This is a genomic window from Acinetobacter lwoffii (assembly GCF_019343495.1).
Classification (GTDB): domain Bacteria; phylum Pseudomonadota; class Gammaproteobacteria; order Pseudomonadales; family Moraxellaceae; genus Acinetobacter; species Acinetobacter lwoffii_P.
The window spans coordinates 648,709-665,805 of the sequence record NZ_CP072549.1; the positions used below are offsets into that span (position 1 = coordinate 648,709).

General features: G+C 43.0%; 14 protein-coding genes and 1 pseudogene. 7 read left to right on the forward strand and 8 right to left on the reverse strand.

Annotation, left to right across the window (positions count from 1 at the left end):
• Positions 1–150 precede the first annotated feature (150 nt).
• The 5 genes from J7649_RS03105 to J7649_RS03125 all read right to left on the reverse strand — a co-directional run bounded on the left by J7649_RS03105 (position 151) and on the right by J7649_RS03125 (position 5,227).
• On the reverse strand, positions 151–687 hold the full coding sequence (locus tag J7649_RS03105; protein ID WP_168386892.1) for a DUF2058 domain-containing protein: 537 nt from the start codon (positions 685–687) through the stop codon (positions 151–153).
• A 15-nt stretch (positions 688–702) separates the two neighbouring features.
• The gene (locus tag J7649_RS03110; protein WP_004647063.1) at positions 703–1,377 is read right to left on the reverse strand and encodes a YoaK family protein; all 675 of its coding nucleotides are present in this window, start codon (positions 1,375–1,377) and stop codon (positions 703–705) included.
• Positions 1,378–1,419: 42 nt separating this feature from the next.
• Positions 1,420–2,616, reverse strand: a complete 1,197-nt coding sequence (gene sstT / locus J7649_RS03115) for a serine/threonine transporter SstT (RefSeq protein ID WP_219309315.1) — start codon at positions 2,614–2,616, stop codon at positions 1,420–1,422.
• 328 nt (positions 2,617–2,944) lie between these two features.
• The gene (locus J7649_RS03120; RefSeq protein ID WP_219309317.1) at positions 2,945–4,693 is read right to left on the reverse strand and encodes a SulP family inorganic anion transporter; all 1,749 of its coding nucleotides are present in this window, start codon (positions 4,691–4,693) and stop codon (positions 2,945–2,947) included.
• Positions 4,694–4,909: 216 nt separating this feature from the next.
• Positions 4,910–5,227, reverse strand: coding sequence for an ArsR/SmtB family transcription factor (locus J7649_RS03125; protein ID WP_005266304.1), 318 nt, complete (start codon positions 5,225–5,227; stop codon positions 4,910–4,912).
• Between the two features lie 281 nt (positions 5,228–5,508).
• Between J7649_RS03125 and cysK the strand changes: the two genes are divergently transcribed.
• The 4 genes from cysK (at position 5,509) to J7649_RS03145 (ending at position 10,071) form a co-directional block, all read left to right on the forward strand.
• A complete protein-coding gene (gene cysK, locus J7649_RS03130; protein ID WP_180180759.1) occupies positions 5,509–6,507 on the forward strand; it encodes a cysteine synthase A in 999 nt (332 codons plus the stop codon).
• Positions 6,508–6,691: 184 nt separating this feature from the next.
• On the forward strand, positions 6,692–9,391 hold the full coding sequence (locus tag J7649_RS03135; protein ID WP_219309319.1) for a heavy metal translocating P-type ATPase: 2,700 nt from the start codon (positions 6,692–6,694) through the stop codon (positions 9,389–9,391).
• Positions 9,388–9,798, forward strand: a complete 411-nt coding sequence (gene cueR, locus J7649_RS03140; RefSeq protein ID WP_005266316.1) for a Cu(I)-responsive transcriptional regulator — start codon at positions 9,388–9,390, stop codon at positions 9,796–9,798. The genes J7649_RS03135 and cueR overlap by 4 nt, the downstream gene beginning before the upstream one ends.
• A 78-nt stretch (positions 9,799–9,876) precedes the next feature.
• Positions 9,877–10,071: a heavy-metal-associated domain-containing protein gene (locus tag J7649_RS03145; protein WP_004731127.1), complete on the forward strand. Its 195-nt coding sequence runs from the start codon at positions 9,877–9,879 to the stop codon at positions 10,069–10,071.
• Between the two features lie 93 nt (positions 10,072–10,164).
• On the opposite strand, the gene J7649_RS03150 is transcribed toward J7649_RS03145, so the two are convergent.
• Positions 10,165–10,770 carry a TetR/AcrR family transcriptional regulator gene (locus J7649_RS03150; protein WP_004280405.1) on the reverse strand — a complete coding sequence of 202 codons (606 nt, stop codon included), beginning with the start codon at positions 10,768–10,770 and terminating at the stop codon, positions 10,165–10,167.
• A 499-nt stretch (positions 10,771–11,269) separates the two neighbouring features.
• Here J7649_RS03150 and J7649_RS03155 point away from each other — a divergent pair, with 499 nt between their 5' ends.
• Both J7649_RS03155 and J7649_RS03160 read left to right on the forward strand, forming a co-directional pair.
• Complete coding sequence (locus J7649_RS03155; protein WP_219309321.1) at positions 11,270–13,051, forward strand: acyl-CoA dehydrogenase C-terminal domain-containing protein; 1,782 nt, start codon at positions 11,270–11,272, stop codon at positions 13,049–13,051.
• A gap of 83 nt (positions 13,052–13,134) precedes the next feature.
• Complete coding sequence (locus tag J7649_RS03160) at positions 13,135–14,304, forward strand: thiolase family protein (RefSeq protein ID WP_004280402.1); 1,170 nt, start codon at positions 13,135–13,137, stop codon at positions 14,302–14,304.
• A gap of 190 nt (positions 14,305–14,494) precedes the next feature.
• On the opposite strand, the gene J7649_RS03165 is transcribed toward J7649_RS03160, so the two are convergent.
• Positions 14,495–15,562, reverse strand: coding sequence for a zinc-binding metallopeptidase family protein (locus tag J7649_RS03165; protein WP_004731123.1), 1,068 nt, complete (start codon positions 15,560–15,562; stop codon positions 14,495–14,497).
• Between the two features lie 255 nt (positions 15,563–15,817).
• Here J7649_RS03165 and J7649_RS03170 point away from each other — a divergent pair, with 255 nt between their 5' ends.
• Positions 15,818–16,273 carry a hypothetical protein gene (locus tag J7649_RS03170; RefSeq protein WP_219309323.1) on the forward strand — a complete coding sequence of 152 codons (456 nt, stop codon included), beginning with the start codon at positions 15,818–15,820 and terminating at the stop codon, positions 16,271–16,273.
• Here the strand turns inward: J7649_RS03170 and J7649_RS03175 are convergent.
• A pseudogene (locus tag J7649_RS03175) lies at positions 16,261–17,026 on the reverse strand (IS5-like element ISAba31 family transposase). The gene J7649_RS03170 and the pseudogene J7649_RS03175 sit on opposite strands and share 13 nt — an antisense overlap.
• Between the last annotated feature and the right edge of the window lie 71 nt (positions 17,027–17,097).

Here is a 17,097-nt window from a genome sequence, read left to right on the forward strand (position 1 = left end):
TTATAGTTTTGGATCAGATTTTTTAATATTGGATAACTTTTTAAAACATATTTGTTAATGTGAATTATTAAATAACAGCACATACAAATAAAAAACCGGCGAATTCGCCGGTTTCTGATCTTCGATATTTCAGTAATGATATCGCGATGCTTACCACATCAAGTCATCAGGAATAACATAAGCTGCATATGGATCTTCTTCATCGGTGGTTTCTTCATTTTTCTCTGAATTATTCACAATGATAAAGCCCTGCATTTTCGCATTGATACGCTCTGCCAGAGCTTTAGGCAAGAAAGCATAGCTGTCATTTTCACGTGCAATCACCAGACTGCCTGCCACCAACGCATTATAGATCTGCTGGTTTAAATAGACCTTTTTGACTTTGCTGTCATCAATAAACTGATACACCGCATCGCCGTCAGTATTACGGATTTTGTGCTGATTAATCATTTGCATGATTGCGGCTTTCAGTTCTTTTTCCTGCAAAGCTGCTTTTTTCTCTTGCTCAATCGCCTGATCTTTGGCCATTTTTTGCTGTTTGTCTTGTTCAATCTTGGCCTTGATTTCAGCTTCGGTACCGTCACCGGTGCGTTTTTCATGCACAGCCTGTTTAGACAGTTTTTTGGCTTTTTTATTATCGACCAATCCTGCCTTTAACAATTGTGCCTGCAATGCATTTTTAACCATGAGAATGTCCAGATATTAGTCGTGTTGATGTCGATAACGTAAATAAATCACCCAATACGTGAGACTGAGAACCAGACTCAGCACTGCCGGGATCAGGAATGCATTTAATTTTAAATAAGGATATAGCCAGCTGGCAAGAATGCCGCCGCTTAAAAAACCGAGCAAAATAAGCAGATGCAAAACCACACGTCGTGATTCTACCTCTAAACCGCGCAACCGGTAGCCCATCGCCAAGCCAAGGTCGGTCAGTACGCCAGATAAATGCGTGGTGCGAATGATGGCACCTTTATAATGGCTGACCATGGCATTTTGCACCCCCATGGCAACACAGGCCCATAACAAGGCGTAGCGCGGGAAATAGGGCAACAATAACCAGCAGATCAAAATAAAAATAGCCACCAGACTTAAAGGGTAACCATAAAGTTGCCCTAGGCGAAAGTGACTATTTCCAAGAATGAGCCCGCTATAGGATGAACCAATGACATAGCAGAGTGTGACCAAAAAGAGATACAACATCTGTTCTGGTTGCCAGTTTAGCAGGGCCATGGCCAGCATGCTGACATTACCGGTCATATGTGAAACAGACTGGTGCAGTACCGTCACCAGACCCAAGACGTTAATCATGCCGGCATTGACGGCAAGAAAAAACGCCCCTAATTGTACCCAGGTAGGTAAACGCTGTAATGGCATAACAACATCATTGGCTAAACATATTGATTAATCAATATAAAATCAATTTGATGCGCGGTCTACTGCTGTAGTAAATAAAACATCGGTCGATGAGTTTAGCGCGGTTTCAGTAGAATCCTGCAATACGCTAATGACCATACCAATTGCAACGACTTGCATGGCAATATCCGAAGAAATCCCAAACAGGCCACATGCAACTGGAATCAGTAACAATGAACCTCCTGCAACCCCTGAAGCGCCACATGCCGAAACGGTTGCCACCACAGAAAGAATGAGCATAGTGCTGAAATCGACGCTAATCCCCAAAGTATTTACAGCCGCCAATGACAATACAGTAATGGTCACAGAAGCACCTGCCATGTTGATCGTAGCACCCAAAGGAATTGCGATACTTGAAGTTGATTCCTTGACGCCCAGACGTTTTGCCAGATCCAGATTGACTGGAATGTTGGCTGCTGAACTACGGGTAAAGAAAGCGGTAATGCCACTTTCGCGCAAACAGGTGAACACCAGTGGATACGGGTTGTTACGCGTCATTAAGGCAACCAGAAGCGGATTAATCACCAGTGCCACAAACACCATTGTGCCTAACAATACAGTCAACAAATGTACATAGCTTGTCAGCGTGTCCAGACCAGATTCAGCAAAAGTCACCGCAACCAGACCAAAAATACCCAAAGGTGCAAAGCTGATCACTAAACGAATCACATAGTTCACTGCAAAGGCTGCATCATTCAAAAGCGTCTTGGTGCTATCCGATGCATGACGGAAAGCAATGCCCAATGCTACTGACCAGGCCAGAATACCAATAAAGTTTGCTTCAGCAATTGCAACAACCGGGTTGGCGACAAAGCTGAGCAGCAAATTCTTCAGAATTTCCACCAGACTACCCGGTGGCTGCAAGTCAGCTTGTGCAGCAATATCCAGGAACAGCGTACTTGGAAATAAGATGCTCGACACCACAGCGCTCAGCGCAGCAAGGAACATACCGACCGCATACATCAGCATAATCGGCTTGATGGCGGCGTTGGATTGGCCCACTTTAAAATTCGCGATAGAAGCTAAAACTAAAATGAAAACCAGAATCGGTGCAACAGACTTCAAGGCTTTAATAAACAGGTCGCCCAATAGGCTTAATGAGGGAGTAGCTTCGGGAAATACCACAGCCACACCCACACCTAAAATAATGGCGATGATGATTCGAGAGACTAAGCTCATGCGCATAAGGGCAGAAAACATAAGGTTGCCTTGTGAAAATTACGAGGGCTAAATTTGGGAAAAAGTTGCGCTATTTTATACTTAATTTAAACAAGGCTTAAAATATATTTTCATATAAAAACCAAGATATTGATATTATTGATTTATTATAAAATCTATTGGTTTAAAACAGCGCTTATATTGAAGAAAGACTTCTTAAAATGATGAATAAATCAGCGCTTTTAAAATTGTATTCATGAAATAAATATCAAAGTTAAATAGATAAATTCAAATTATATTTGAAAATTCAGAAAAGACTGCACTTATGACCGGTCGGAATCTCCGGCCATAAGTTCAAATATCTGCTGTTCTAAATCGTATAATCTTTATGCTGTTCAAAGATCTCTGGTGCCAGGTCCTGAATCGCCTGAAAATGGGTCAGATAAATGCGCCCGCTCAGATGCGTCATCAATTTAGAAGCTTGCAGCTTGTCCATGACCGGACCTTTGACTTCGGCAAAATGCAGGCGAATATCTAGTTTGGCCAATTCTGCATTTAAATCTTCCAGCATTTCCAGAGCACTCAGATCAATCGCACTGATGCTGGAACAGTTAATAATCACATGTTGCAGCTGGTCATTTAGACTGATCTCATTGATCAGATAACCTTTAAAGCTATTGGCATTCAGAAATGTCAGATTCTCATCAATCCGCAGTGACAGCACCCGGTTTGAGGTACTGACCTGATGCCGCTGAATATTGCGAAAATGCTGGGTTCCTTCCACTAGACCGACAACCGCAATATGCGGTCGGCTGATTCGCCATAACATCAGCACAAATGTCGATACGATCCCAATGATCAAACCGGTCGAAATATCAATAAGAACCACGCCCAGAAAGGTAATCCACATGGCAAGGCCATCTGCCTTGGAATAGCGCCAGGCATCAAAAAATGGCTGAAAATTAACCAGCTTCCAGATGGAAACAATAATCGTCGCGGCCAGAATGGTCAGCGGCAGATCTTCAAAAAATCCGGTAAAGAACAGGCTCACGAAAATAATCAGAATCGAGGATAAAACACCGGCCATAGGTGATTTGGCACCGGCATCGGCATTCACCACCGTCCGCGACAGGCTGCCGGTCACAGGAAAAGCTGAACTCACGCCTGCACTGATATTGGCCAGACCGAGCGCGATCAGTTCCTGATTACTGTTTAAATGACTGCGTTGCTGTAAGGCCGTGGCTTGAGCAATCGATAGTGACTCCACAAAACTGATCATGGCGATCATGCTGGCACCCGGTAACAAGGTCATCACCAATTCCCAGTTCCAGTGTGGAAAAGACAAGGGTGGAAAACCGGAAGGAATTGCACCGACCGTTTTAATACCCTGAAGCTTTAAATCCAGAAAGACAATCGCCGCAATGCCGAGACACACCAAAATCAGGGGCACTGCACGTACCAGAAAATCTGTAGAGCCGATCCGGCTTTGTACAGCCTGAGATTTTAATAACTTGGGCAAATAGATTAGCAGACCGATAGAGAACAGGCCGAAAATCAGGCTCGGCACGTGCAGTAGCGGGAAATATTGCAGCAAACTGCTGACAAACTCCGGAAGGTTATTGGCTTTTAAAGGAAGATCGACCAAAAACTTTAACTGCCCAAACGCAATCAATAAGGCAGAGGCAATAATAAAGCTTTGAATCACGGGATGACTGATCAACTGGATCAGAAAACCAAAACGGAATAATCCCAAAAGCAGGGAAATAATCCCGACCATCAGTGCCAATAAAGTCGCAGCTTCAATATAGACTGGTGAGCCGACTTCAAAAAGTGGATTGAGCGTAGCAAAAGTCATCATGGAAATGATGGCTACCGGGCCAATCGATAAAGTCGAACTCCCACCGAGCAGCGCATAAATGATCATCGGCAGGATGCTGGCATATAAGCCCATGATCGGCGGCAATCCTGCCAGCATGGCATAGGCCATCCCTTGAGGCACCAGCATCGCCACCACAATCAGGGCAGCCAGCACATCAGACTTAAATTTGACCGGCGTGTAGTGGCTTAACCATGCCCAGGCAGGCAGTCTATGCAGAAGTTTAGACTTGAAATTTGGCATAAAAAGGTCTAAATCACAAATATAGATATATTATGCACAAATTCTGCTAAGAAGTCTTAGCTGATCTGAATTCCTGATGATTCATGTTTAAAATGAATCATCTGAGCCAGGCACGTATCATTTGAAAAACTCTATGATCGTGATCTTAGTGGTGTAGAACGACCTCAATAAGAGTTTAAAGAAACTTATCTTGATGACTGAAAAAAGAAAGATTCTTTATTTAGCTGAATTGCCGCAATACAATTGATAAAGGGTATTTAAGACCACAATCAAATTTTGATCTTTAATTGAATAATAAATCTGTTTGCCATCGCGTCGGGTATCTACCACATCGCTTTTACGCAGCATCATGAGCTGCTGAGAAAGAGTCGGCTGTTTAATCTCAGTTATTTCCTCAATTTCTGAAACATTTAGTTCCGCTTGAGACAGATGACATAAAATGAGAAGACGGTCGGTATTGGCCAGAGATTTTAAAATGCCGACGACCTGTTCTGCTGAATCGCGCATAGTCGTGATTTCAAAATCGGTTTTCATTCAATATGTCCATTATAAAGTTACAGCCCGCTAATTATACGGGTCTTAGCCCGTAATACCTTGCTAAAAACAGTTAAGTTTTATGGTTTTTAATGAATTGAATTATCAATTAAAATTATATTTTAAATATTGATAGATAAGATAAATTTATTGCATAGTGCAGAAAGTATTTTAGTTCACATTCGTGCAATGAAGTGCAAGTTTCATCAAACATCTACAAAGCAAAAAAATGCTTGTATGATGTTTAAGCGACTTGAACCAATAACATCAGGGATATCATCATGAGTACAGATTCAGCTTTTCCAACACCGAATAATTTAGGTATAGCGGTTTATAGTAATAATGCAGACGCGATTGGAAATACACCGCTTGTTCGTATTAATCGTGTGATTTCCGCTCCGGCCACGGTACTTGCGAAAATTGAAAGCCGTAATCCGGCATTCTCAGTCAAGTGTCGTATTGGTGCAGCGTTGATTAATGATGCTGAAAAATCTGGCAAGCTCAAATCCGGTATGCATATTGTCGAGCCAACCAGCGGCAATACCGGTATTGCATTGGCTTTTGTTGCGGCAGCCAAAGGTTATGACATTACTTTGACCATGCCTTCAAGCATGAGTATTGAACGCCGTAAGGTGGTGAAAGCATTGGGTGCCAATCTGGTACTGACTGATCCGGCCAAAGGCATGAAAGGCGCGATTGAAGAAGCACAACGTCTAGTCAATGAAAATCCTGAACTGTACTACCTGCCACAACAGTTTGAAAATCCGGCCAATCCTAAAATTCATGAAGAAACTACGGGCCCAGAAATCTGGGAAGCGACTGCGGGCAATGTCGATATTCTGGTCGCAGGTGTCGGAACGGGTGGAACCATTACCGGTATTTCACGCTACTTTGAAAAGGTAAAAAATAAGCCTTTATATTCAGTGGCGGTGGAACCCGCTGAGTCTGCAATTATTGGTCAGGCCAAACGCGGTGAAGACATTACACCTGGACCACACAAAATTCAGGGGATTGGTGCCAACTTCATTCCGGGTAATCTGGATTTAGACCTCGTTGATGAAGTGATTGCCATTAATAGCGCAGATGCAGTCGAGTGGGCACGTAAAACGGCGGCTCAGGAAGGTATCCTGGTCGGCATTTCAAGTGGCGCGGCTATGGCAGCCGCGGCACAATTGGCGGCTCGCCCTGAAAATGCTGGTAAAAATATTGTGGTGATTTTGCCAGACGGTGGTGAACGTTACCTGTCTTCGATCTTATTTGAAGATATTTCTGCCGAATAACATTGATGCATTTTATATTTTAAATACTGGCATACAAGCCCGAAGTCATCTTCGGGCTTTTTTATTGGGTGACTTTAAATCGCAGCAGGACGCTACATTTTTTAAAATAGTCAGATGAAAGACTTGACCTTACCATGATGGGAATGTTTAAGCTATAAGCTCAAAAGTGAGTTGAGGCATGGAGATGGGCATGGCAGAACAAGATAGCAACCGCTTATATGAGCAGCAGGTGCAGATTGGCGGTATGACCTGTGCCTCCTGTGTCGCTCGCGTGGAAAAAGCCTTGAAAAAAATTGAAGGCGTGGTCGAGGCATCTGTCAATCTATCGACTGAAAAAGCTTTTATTAAAAGCCAGCAGCCAATTGCTGCCGCTGCGCTGGTTCAAGCAATTGAAAAATCCGGTTTTGATGTACCGACGCAACAGTTTGATTTGAACATTGAAGGCATGACCTGTGCATCCTGTGTGGCTCGCGTAGAAAAAGCCCTAAAAAAAGTGGAGGGCGTGCTGGATGCACAAGTGAATCTGGCCACTGAAAAGGCGCATGTGAGTGCGATCAATTCTGTGCCATTGTCCAAGCTGACTCAAGCCATGCAAAAAGCCGGTTTTGATATTCAGAGCGATCGCATTGAACTGGCTATTGAAGGCATGACTTGCGCTTCATGTGTGGCACGGGTTGAAAAAGCTTTATTAAAAGTAGAAGGTGTCAGCGAAGCACAGGTCAATCTGGCCACCGAAACTGCCTGGGTGAAAGCCTCGCATGCCCAGATTCCGGCCTTGATTGCTGAGGTGGAGAAAGCCGGTTATCAGGCCACCATAAAATCTGGTAGGGATATGTCGACAGATAGCCATGATGCTTTTCAGGAAAAGAAAGCCAATGAAACGGCACAACTGAAACGAGATTTATGGCTTGCAGTCATTCTGACAGCACCTGTATTTATTCTGGAAATGGGCTCGCATCTGATTCCGGCATTTCATCATTTTATTGCCCATACGCTGGGAACCCAGAACAGCTGGTATCTGCAGTTTGTACTGACCACTTTGGTGCTGATTATTCCGGGACGGCGTTTTTATCAGCATGGGATTCCGGCACTATTGCGTCTGGCACCGGATATGAACTCGCTGGTGGCCGTTGGAACCATTGCCGCATATGGCTTTTCCTGTATTGCGACCTTTTTTCCGCAGCTGTTACCGCAGTCCACTGTGCATGTGTATTTTGAAGCGGCCGCCGTTATTGTCGCGCTGATTTTACTGGGGCGTTATCTGGAAGCTAAAGCCAAAGGGAAAACTTCGGAAGCGATTCAGTATCTGGTCGGTTTGCAGCCAAAAACAGCCCGAGTACAACAAAACAATCACTGGGTTGATCTGGCAATTGCCGATGTACAACAAGGGATGCTGATTGAAATTCGTCCGGGTGAAAAAGTCGCCGTCGATGGTGAAGTCGTTGCCGGGCAAAGCTATATCGATGAAGCGATGATTAGCGGTGAGCCTTTGCCTGTGGCCAAACAGGCTGGCGATCAGGTGGTTGGCGGTACAGTAAACCAGAACGGAACCTTGCAAATCAAGGCCACTGCGGTCGGACAGGATTCGGTACTGGCGCAGATTATTCAGATGGTGGAACAGGCGCAAGGATCGAAGCTACCGATTCAGGCCGTGGTCGATAAAGTGACCTTATGGTTTGTGCCGGCTGTTATGGCATTGGCGGCCTTAACCTTTATGGTCTGGTTCCTGTTTGGGCCTGAGCCGAATCTGACCTACGCATTGGTAAATGCAGTCGCCGTACTGATTATTGCTTGTCCATGTGCGATGGGGCTGGCGACTCCTACTTCAATTATGGTCGGCACTGGCCGTGCAGCAGAACTGGGCGTGTTGTTCCGTAAGGGTGAAGCTTTACAGTTACTGCAGCAAACCAAAGTCGTCGCCTTGGATAAAACTGGAACCTTGACTGAAGGAAAACCGCTGTTGACTGACTTTGAAGTTACGGCAGATTTTAATCAGCAGACCGTATTACAGCTCGTCGCTTCAGTTGAGGCCAAGTCAGAACATCCGATTGCCCACGCCATTGTTCAGGCTGCTCGTGAGCAAGAACTGGAACTGAGTAAAGTGACCGATTTTGATTCGATCACTGGTGCAGGGGTAAAAGCACAGGTTGCTGGTCAGCAGCTGCATATCGGTGCAGAACGTCTGATGCAGGACTTGGGCTTAAATGTCGATCTGTTTAGAGCCACTGCACAAAAGCTCGGTGATCAGGGTCGTAGTCCTTTATATGTAGCGATTAATCAGAAACTGGCTGCGATTATTGCAGTAGCCGATCCGATTAAACCAACTACTTATAGCGCGATTCAGGCCTTGCATGACCAAGGTCTTAAAGTGGCGATGATTACTGGTGATCATCAGCATACCGCACAGGCGATCGCCAAACAGTTGAAAATCGATCAGGTGATTGCGGAAGTTTTGCCGCATGAAAAAGTCGATGCAGTACGACAACTCCAGCAGCAATACGGCGTGCTCACTTTTGTTGGGGATGGAATCAATGATGCACCGGCATTGGCCCAGGCCGATGTCGGTATGGCGATTGGAACCGGTACCGATGTCGCGATTGAAGCAGCCGATGTGGTGTTGATGTCAGGCAATTTACAGCATGTGGCTACAGGCATTGGTTTAAGTCAGGCGACCATACGCAATATTAAACAGAACCTGTTTTGGGCCTTTGTCTACAATATTGCCTTAATTCCGATTGCCGCGGGTGTGCTTTATCCATTTTGGGGTATATTGTTATCGCCAATGTTTGCCGCAGGTGCGATGGCGTTGTCCTCCGTGTTTGTCGTCAGCAATGCCTTGAGATTAAAAGCCTATCAACCGGTGCAGTTTAAGGAGTCAGTATGATGAATATTGGTCAGGCGGCAAAACGTTCTGGCATCTCTGCGAAAATGATTCGTTATTATGAAGACATTGGTTTGTTGCCGGCTCCGAAACGCAGTGATACAGGTTATCGGGTTTATAGTGATGCGGATATTAAAATCTTAAGTTTTATCCAGCATGCACGTGAACTCGGCTTTTCTTCAGAGCAGATGAAAGAATTACTTGGTCTGTGGCTGAACAGCTCACGCCAGAGCAGCGAGGTTAAACAGCTGGCACAAAAACATATCCAGTTTTTACAACAGAAAATTGCCGATATGCAGCATATGCTGATGATATTACAGCAATCGGTGGAACAATGTGCCGGCAATGAACAGTCTGACTGCCAGATTTTAAAACAGATTGAACAGGGTGTCGTCCCTGAGCAGCACTGACCTGATCTGCAGTTCAGCTCAGATTAAATATAGTCTGCCGAATCAGATAAACTTTAAACCGATCCTATGGAGCTAAACATGAAATTCCGTATTGAAAACATGACCTGTGGTGGCTGCGCGCGCAGTGTCACGGCTACGATTAAAGATCTGGATGAAAATGCCACTGTGAATATTGATGTGGCCACTAAACTGGTTGAAGTTGAATCGACAGCCAGTGAATCTGAGATTGTTGCAGCTTTAACCGAAGATGGTTTCCCGCCTGTGGCAGCCTGATCATTGTCGAGTTAGATTGCGAAAGTGATCTTATGCACTCATACAGCCAAATAAAAAATGCCTGATTGAATCAGGCATTTTTTATTCTAGTGATCATACCGATGAGATTTTATCTGGCGTCATCAGCGCCTGATTAATATACAGCTTAATCAAACGTTCGCGTGATCCAATCGCTTTTTGGTAATTGGTCGAATTTAATAACAGCGAAGCGCCATAGGTGACTGTCCAGATATAAGATAAATAATCGCGAATCGACATGGCACTTTCTAAAGCCACCAGATAATCATGGGTGATGTCTTTAATCCGGATAATCCGTTCTTCACGAATACGATAAAGCTCCTGAAATAACTCTTTCAGATTTTTTTCGTTATTGGTTAAACGCTCTTCAATGACATGTAACAGGATGGTTCGGTTCGAATTGAGCATGTGATAGAGCATATATTGTGAAACATAATTTTTAATATCGTTATTATGCTTTTTTGATATTTCTAGAATTCTTTTTTCATTCAGAATAATCAGTTCTAAATATAACTGGTTCTTGCTTTTAAAATGTTTGTAGATGGTTCCTTTTGCGATGTCCAGTTCACTGGCCAGCTCACTCAGGGTAATGTCCTGATTATTATCCAGTAGCAGGCTTTCCGCCATGCTGAGGATCTTCTCTTTACGAAGAAGGAAGTTCTGCTGTCTTACAGTCGTCATCTTCTTGGTCCATACTTTTCGAAAAAGAACCTTCCAAGAATATGAAATTTTGCACGCGATGGCTATAAAACTAAGGTCGTGATATTTATCTCATTTTGTATATTTATGCAGCAACTGGTGACAAATAAAAATAGCGATGCTGAGCAGACAGAAATATTGTCAAGAAAACTGAACCCTAGAGATCAACTTTGCTAAATAAAATTCCATTTTCAGTATAATTATTTTATTGTTTCAGCGCACGAAGCTAAATCCTTTGACTGTTTTAAACCCATATTCATCAGGGTTTAGTACGGAAAGTAGATCAATATTAAGCTGGTATATTCAGTTACTCATACTGAACATGAAGACGTGATTTTCAATGCAACTTTATGAATCTAGATATAGATTTAATACTGCAAGAATTGGATATCACAATTTTAAAATGGCCTGCCTGGATTCTAATGAAAATTAGAAAATATTTGGCAACAGGATTGAGTATCACCCTTTAAGGAATTTAAAAATGCCGATTTATAATGCGCCGCTAAAAGACATGGAATTTATTTTAAATGATGTATTCCAAGCTGAACAATTTTGGCAAGGTAATGAAAATCTTGCACATTTAGATATGGCAACGGCAAATGCAATTCTGGAAGAGATGGGCAAATTTTCGAAGAATGTTATGCTTGACCTGAATCGTCCTGCTGATGAAGAAGGTGGTGCTCAGTTTAACAATGGTGTGGTGACAACACCCAAAGGTTTTAAAGAAGCTTTCAGACAGTTTGCTGAAGGTGGCTGGGTAGGCTTGGGTGCGCCTGAAGAATGGGGCGGACAAAACATGCCGAAGATGCTCACGGTTCTGGCGGATGAAATGATCTGGAGCACCAACCCATCTTTTATGCTTTATCCACTACTCACTGTGGGTGCAGGTATGGCGATCAATGACCGCGCCTCACAGGAACAGAAAGAAACTTATTTACCAAAATTCTATACGGGTGAATGGTCAGGCACCATGTGTCTGACTGAACCACATTCCGGCACAGATCTTGGCATTATCAAGACCAAAGCTGAACCAAATGAAGATGGTTCGTACAATATTACCGGCACCAAAATTTTTATTACCAGCGGTGAGCATGATCTGAGTGAAAACATCATTCATCTGGTACTGGCGAAAACACCGTATGCACCAGCAGGTTCACGTGGTATTTCATTATTTATTGTGCCGAAATTCCTGGTCAATGCAGATGGATCACTGGGTGAGCGTAATGCAGTATCTGCCGGTTCAATCGAACATAAAATGGGAATTAAAGGCTCGGCGACCTGCGTCATGAACTTTGACGGCGCCAAGGGCTATATGGTTGGCAATGAAAATGAAGGTCTGGCCGGCATGTTCGTGATGATGAACTACGAACGTTTGTCTATGGGAATTCAGGGCATTGGTGCAGCAGAATTTGCCTACCAGAATGCGGCACAATATGCGACGGACCGTTTACAGGGCCGTGCATCAACTGGTGCAAAATCTCCAGAAAAACCAGCCGATTCAATTCTAGTCCATGGCGATGTACGCCGTATGCTGCTCAATGTACGTGCTAACAATGAAGCTTCACGTGCGTTTGCGGTGTATGTAGGTCAACAACTGGATATTACCAAATACTCAACCGACCCTGAAGCGGTGCGTAAAGCGACTGACCGTGTGGCGCTGTTAACGCCAATCGCCAAAGCTTATTTGACCGACAAGGCACTGGATTCTGCACTGGAAGCGCAAATGTGCTTCGGTGGTCATGGCTATATCCGTGAATGGGGCATGGAACAGTGTATTCGTGACCTGCGTATTTCACAGATTTATGAAGGCACCAATGGCGTGCAGGCGATTGACCTGATTGGGCGTAAAACCACCAAATGTAATGGGGCTTATATCGCGGAATATATTGCTGAAATCCGTGAATTTGCCCAAAATTTAGATGATTCATTGACGATTAAAACGGCGACATTAGAAGCCTGCCAGCAACTTGAAGATATCACCAAATTCATCGTCGAGCAGTCTAAACTGAACCCTGATTTTGCCAACGCGATTGCTGTCGATTATTTACATGCGGTTGGGCTACTAAGTTTCGTGTATATGTATGCGCGGATTAGCAAAGCCGCTGCAGCCAAAGACGACAGCTACTTCCAGAACAAACTGGTACTGGCCAACTATTATGTGGCCAAAATACTTCCGGATTTGAGTGCACGAATCCAACGTATTCAAGCCGGTGCGGAACTGGTGATGCAGTTGCCTGAAGACTATTTTACCGCACAGGCTTAACCCGCAATGATTGCGAAGGACCAGCCCTACAGCGCTTTGGCTATGTAGGGTTGATAACAATGATGAAAAAGGATGAAACTAAAATGATCGTAATTGTAGATGCAGTACGTACCGCGATGGGCGGCTTTCAAGGTTCATTGTCAAGCTGTACCGCGCCAGATTTGGGTGCTGTGGCAATTAAAGAAGTGGTGGCACGTGCAGGATTGGCGGCCAATGATATTGATGAAGTGATCATGGGCTGCGTACTGCCAGCCGGTTTAAAACAGGGTCCGGCACGTCAGGCCATGCGTCAGGCAGGTCTACCGGATTCAACTGGTGCGACCACCATCAATAAAATTTGTGGTTCTGGCATGAAGGCGGTGATGCAGGCAGCAGATGCGATCAAGGCCGGTTCAGCAGAGATTGTGGTTGCAGGTGGTATGGAATCGATGTCAAACGCGCCATATTTAATGGACAAGGCACGTGCCGGTTTCCGTATGGGGCATGGAAAAGTCATTGATCACATGTTCCAGGAAGGTCTGGAAGATGCTGAAACAGGTCTGTCGATGGGAATTTTGGCTCAGGAAATGGCGGATAAAAAAGGCTATACGCGTGAGCAGCAGGATGACTATGCGATTGGCTCATTAAATAAAGCCGTGACCGCCGTCCAGCAAGGCTTCTTTAAAGATGAAATCGTGCCGGTCACTGTCAGCAGCCGTAAAGGTGATGTGATAGTAGAGCAGGATGAGCAACCTTTAAATGCCAAGGCTGATAAAATTCCAACTCTGCGTCCAGCGTTCAAAAAAGACGGCACCATTACTGCGGCAAATGCCAGTTCAATTTCAGATGGTGCTTCAGCATTGGTGATCACCTCGAGCGAAATTGCTGCACAGCGTAACTTAAAACCGCTAGCTAATATTCTGGCCTATGCCAGCCATTCGCAGCATCCGTCAGAATTTACTATTGCACCTGTTGGTGCGATTGAAAAAGTCCTGAAAAAAACCGGTTGGGATGCTCAGGAGGTTGACCTTTGGGAAATCAACGAAGCGTTCGCCATGGTCACTATGTTAGCCATTGATGGCTTTAAACTTGATCCAGCAAAAGTGAACATTAATGGTGGTGCTTGTGCGCTTGGTCATCCATTGGGTTCTTCTGGCTCTCGTATTATTGTGACCTTGATTCATGCCTTAAAACGTACTGGCGGCAAGAAAGGGATTGCGTCCTTATGTATCGGTGGTGGTGAAGCGACTGCGATTGCTGTGGAACTGATTTAAGCACATCCTAAATCGTATATTCAGGTAGCAAACTCAATACTGATTCATTGGAGACTTTCTGCTCTTGGTTTACCAGGAGCAGGGATTCTTTAAATCATATTAATTTTTAAAATACACAATAAAATCCATATTTTCAGACTTTGCTGATCCCATTCCATCTATATTTTTACTATAAAAATTACTTTTTAAATTATTTAAAAACTTTTTCCAGCACATGCCGGTGAATAAATCGTAACTTGTCTTTAACTGCTTCGCTCAGCTTGAAGGGGTAGGCATCTTCCAGACCCATACAACGGTTTAAGGCATTCAGATTAAAGGTCAAGGTAACCCAGTTTTCCAGAATATGTTCAAAATCCTGTCCACCAATCGGGCATTCTTTAAAATCCATACTGGCCAGATAGCTGCCATTTCCTTCGACACGCATACCACCATAGTAGGCAGTTTCCAGTGTTTCCATCATATGCAGATAATGTGCCCAGGTTTCTGCCCAGTCTTCCCAGGGATGGGCGGTGGCATAAGCACTGATATACTTTTCCTGCCAGTTGATTGGTGCGCCTTCGTTATAATGGCGTTCAAGTGCCTTGCTGTAGTCTTGCCGCTCATCGCCAAAATACTGACGGAATTCATCTAGCAATTCCGGATGCATATGTTGCATGAGCGCAAAATAATAATGGCCGCTTTCATGACGAAAATGACCCAATAAAGTCCGGTAGTTTTCACCCATATTCACACGTGTAGTTTCACGATAAACCACATCAGCTTCAATGGCATTGAGGGTAATGACACCATTGGCATGACCAATTAAAACAGGCTTATCTTCTTGGGGCAGGAGAAAATCAAAACGCAGACCAAATGGATCATCTTCAGACTTTTTAGGGCGTGGCATCATGTTCATGCGCTGGGCCAAATACAGGAATCGACGTTTGGCTTCTTCCAGTCGAAACCAGTAAATCAGGTTCTCAGAATTTTCCAGATCAGGAATGACATGGGTCAACTGACAGGATTCACAAAATTCCTCGTCTTCATCGCTGGGGATCATCCAGTTGCATACCTGATAATTTACATAATTGTGACAGGGTTTATAACTGGCATGTTGGTAGTTCTTGGCGATTGGAACCCATCGCTCAGCACTCTGTTTTTCGAATGCGCATAGCTCTTTTTCCGAAGCGATATAACCGATCGGTGACAGACAGTGATCACAAACTGATTTGTAAAAAAACAGCTGTTGCTTGCAGACGGCACATTCAAAATGTTTCATTAAACTCCCTGTAGGGAAGCGAACGACCTAAAATGTTTATGTTCGATGAACACCAAGAAAGGTTCAGAATGCCTACCTAAATTTCTTCCTGATAAAGAAACATCATAAAAATTTCATTGAAAATTCTATATGGATGAATTGTAAAAAAGGTGTGAATGAATATCCCATCAAAGATAGTTTAATGATTATTGATATTGCTTTAGTTTTTGATTTATAAGAAAATTACCATTATTTAATTATAAAAATTGGTTTAGTATGGCTTTTTCATTTCTTAGTAATTCATTTAGCAATGTTATCATTCAATTAAAAAAATATATTTCTGAAATTAAAGAAAGGACAGATATTGATGAGTGGGAAAAGGAGTTACTAAAAAATTTAGATTCTATAGATCTTTATGATAATGAAAGGCTAAATGAGTTTGAAGAACACTGTATAGAGATCAAAAAAAGAAATGATTTAAGTTTAAAGTTGGTATTTGATAATGAGTATGGGGAATTAGGGCATCATTTTGAATATTCGGATCGAATAAAGCTAGAGTATATAAATTTATTAATCTATGCATATTATAAAGAAGTAATGTTTAGGAAAGATTATAGATACTCTTTTCAAAAATCCTTTTTTGATTTTATTGAAAATAATGCAAATAAATTCAGTCCTGAAGTAAATTATATTTTTTCTTTTATAGGGTCTGTTGACATTTACTGTTCATAATTAACCCTATAAAGGTAGCCATAAAAATATACAGGCTAAAGCAACAGAACTTTGATAATTTCTTTTGAGCTTGTCATATCGAGTAGCTATTCCTCTAAATTGCTTTAATCTACAAAACATATTTTCAACTAAATGCCTGATTTTATATAAATACCAGTCCATATGGTCATTGTTCGATTGGCTATTTGTTTTCTTTGGTATATTCGCTTTAGTCCCTGTTTTCCTGATCTGTTCACGCAGTGGTTCTGAATCATAGCCTTTATCTGCACATACCACTTTTGTCTCTTTTAAATCTAATGTTGATATTAAATCAGGTGCAACTTTAACATCATGTGTGGTTCCATCGGTAATCACGAAATCAATAGGATTGCCATGTGCATCAACAATCAAATGTATTTTTGAGGAGTTTCCTCCTACACTTTTAGAAATAGATTGATTCGCTATGCCGGCAGAATGTTGATGAGCACGTACATGAGAGCCATCAATAAAAATCCACTCCATATCGGGGCATGAGGCTAGTAATTTGAATAATCTAAGTAACTTACCGCTGCTTGACCAACGATTAAAACGTTTGAAAATAGAGTTTGAATGACCAAAACAACAAGGAATATCTCGCCACGGACAGCCTGTTCTAATTCTATAGAGAATAGCTTCAATAAAATTGCGTAAATTTGAGTTGTGGTGAATGGATAAATTACGCAGAATAACTTTCAACTTTTGCCAGTGTTGATCTGTCAGCATGGTACGAGGCATAGCGAATAGTAAAATTGGGTTTGGCGATTTGATTTTACTACTTCGCTATTTTTTTAAGCTAAAAGTGTCAA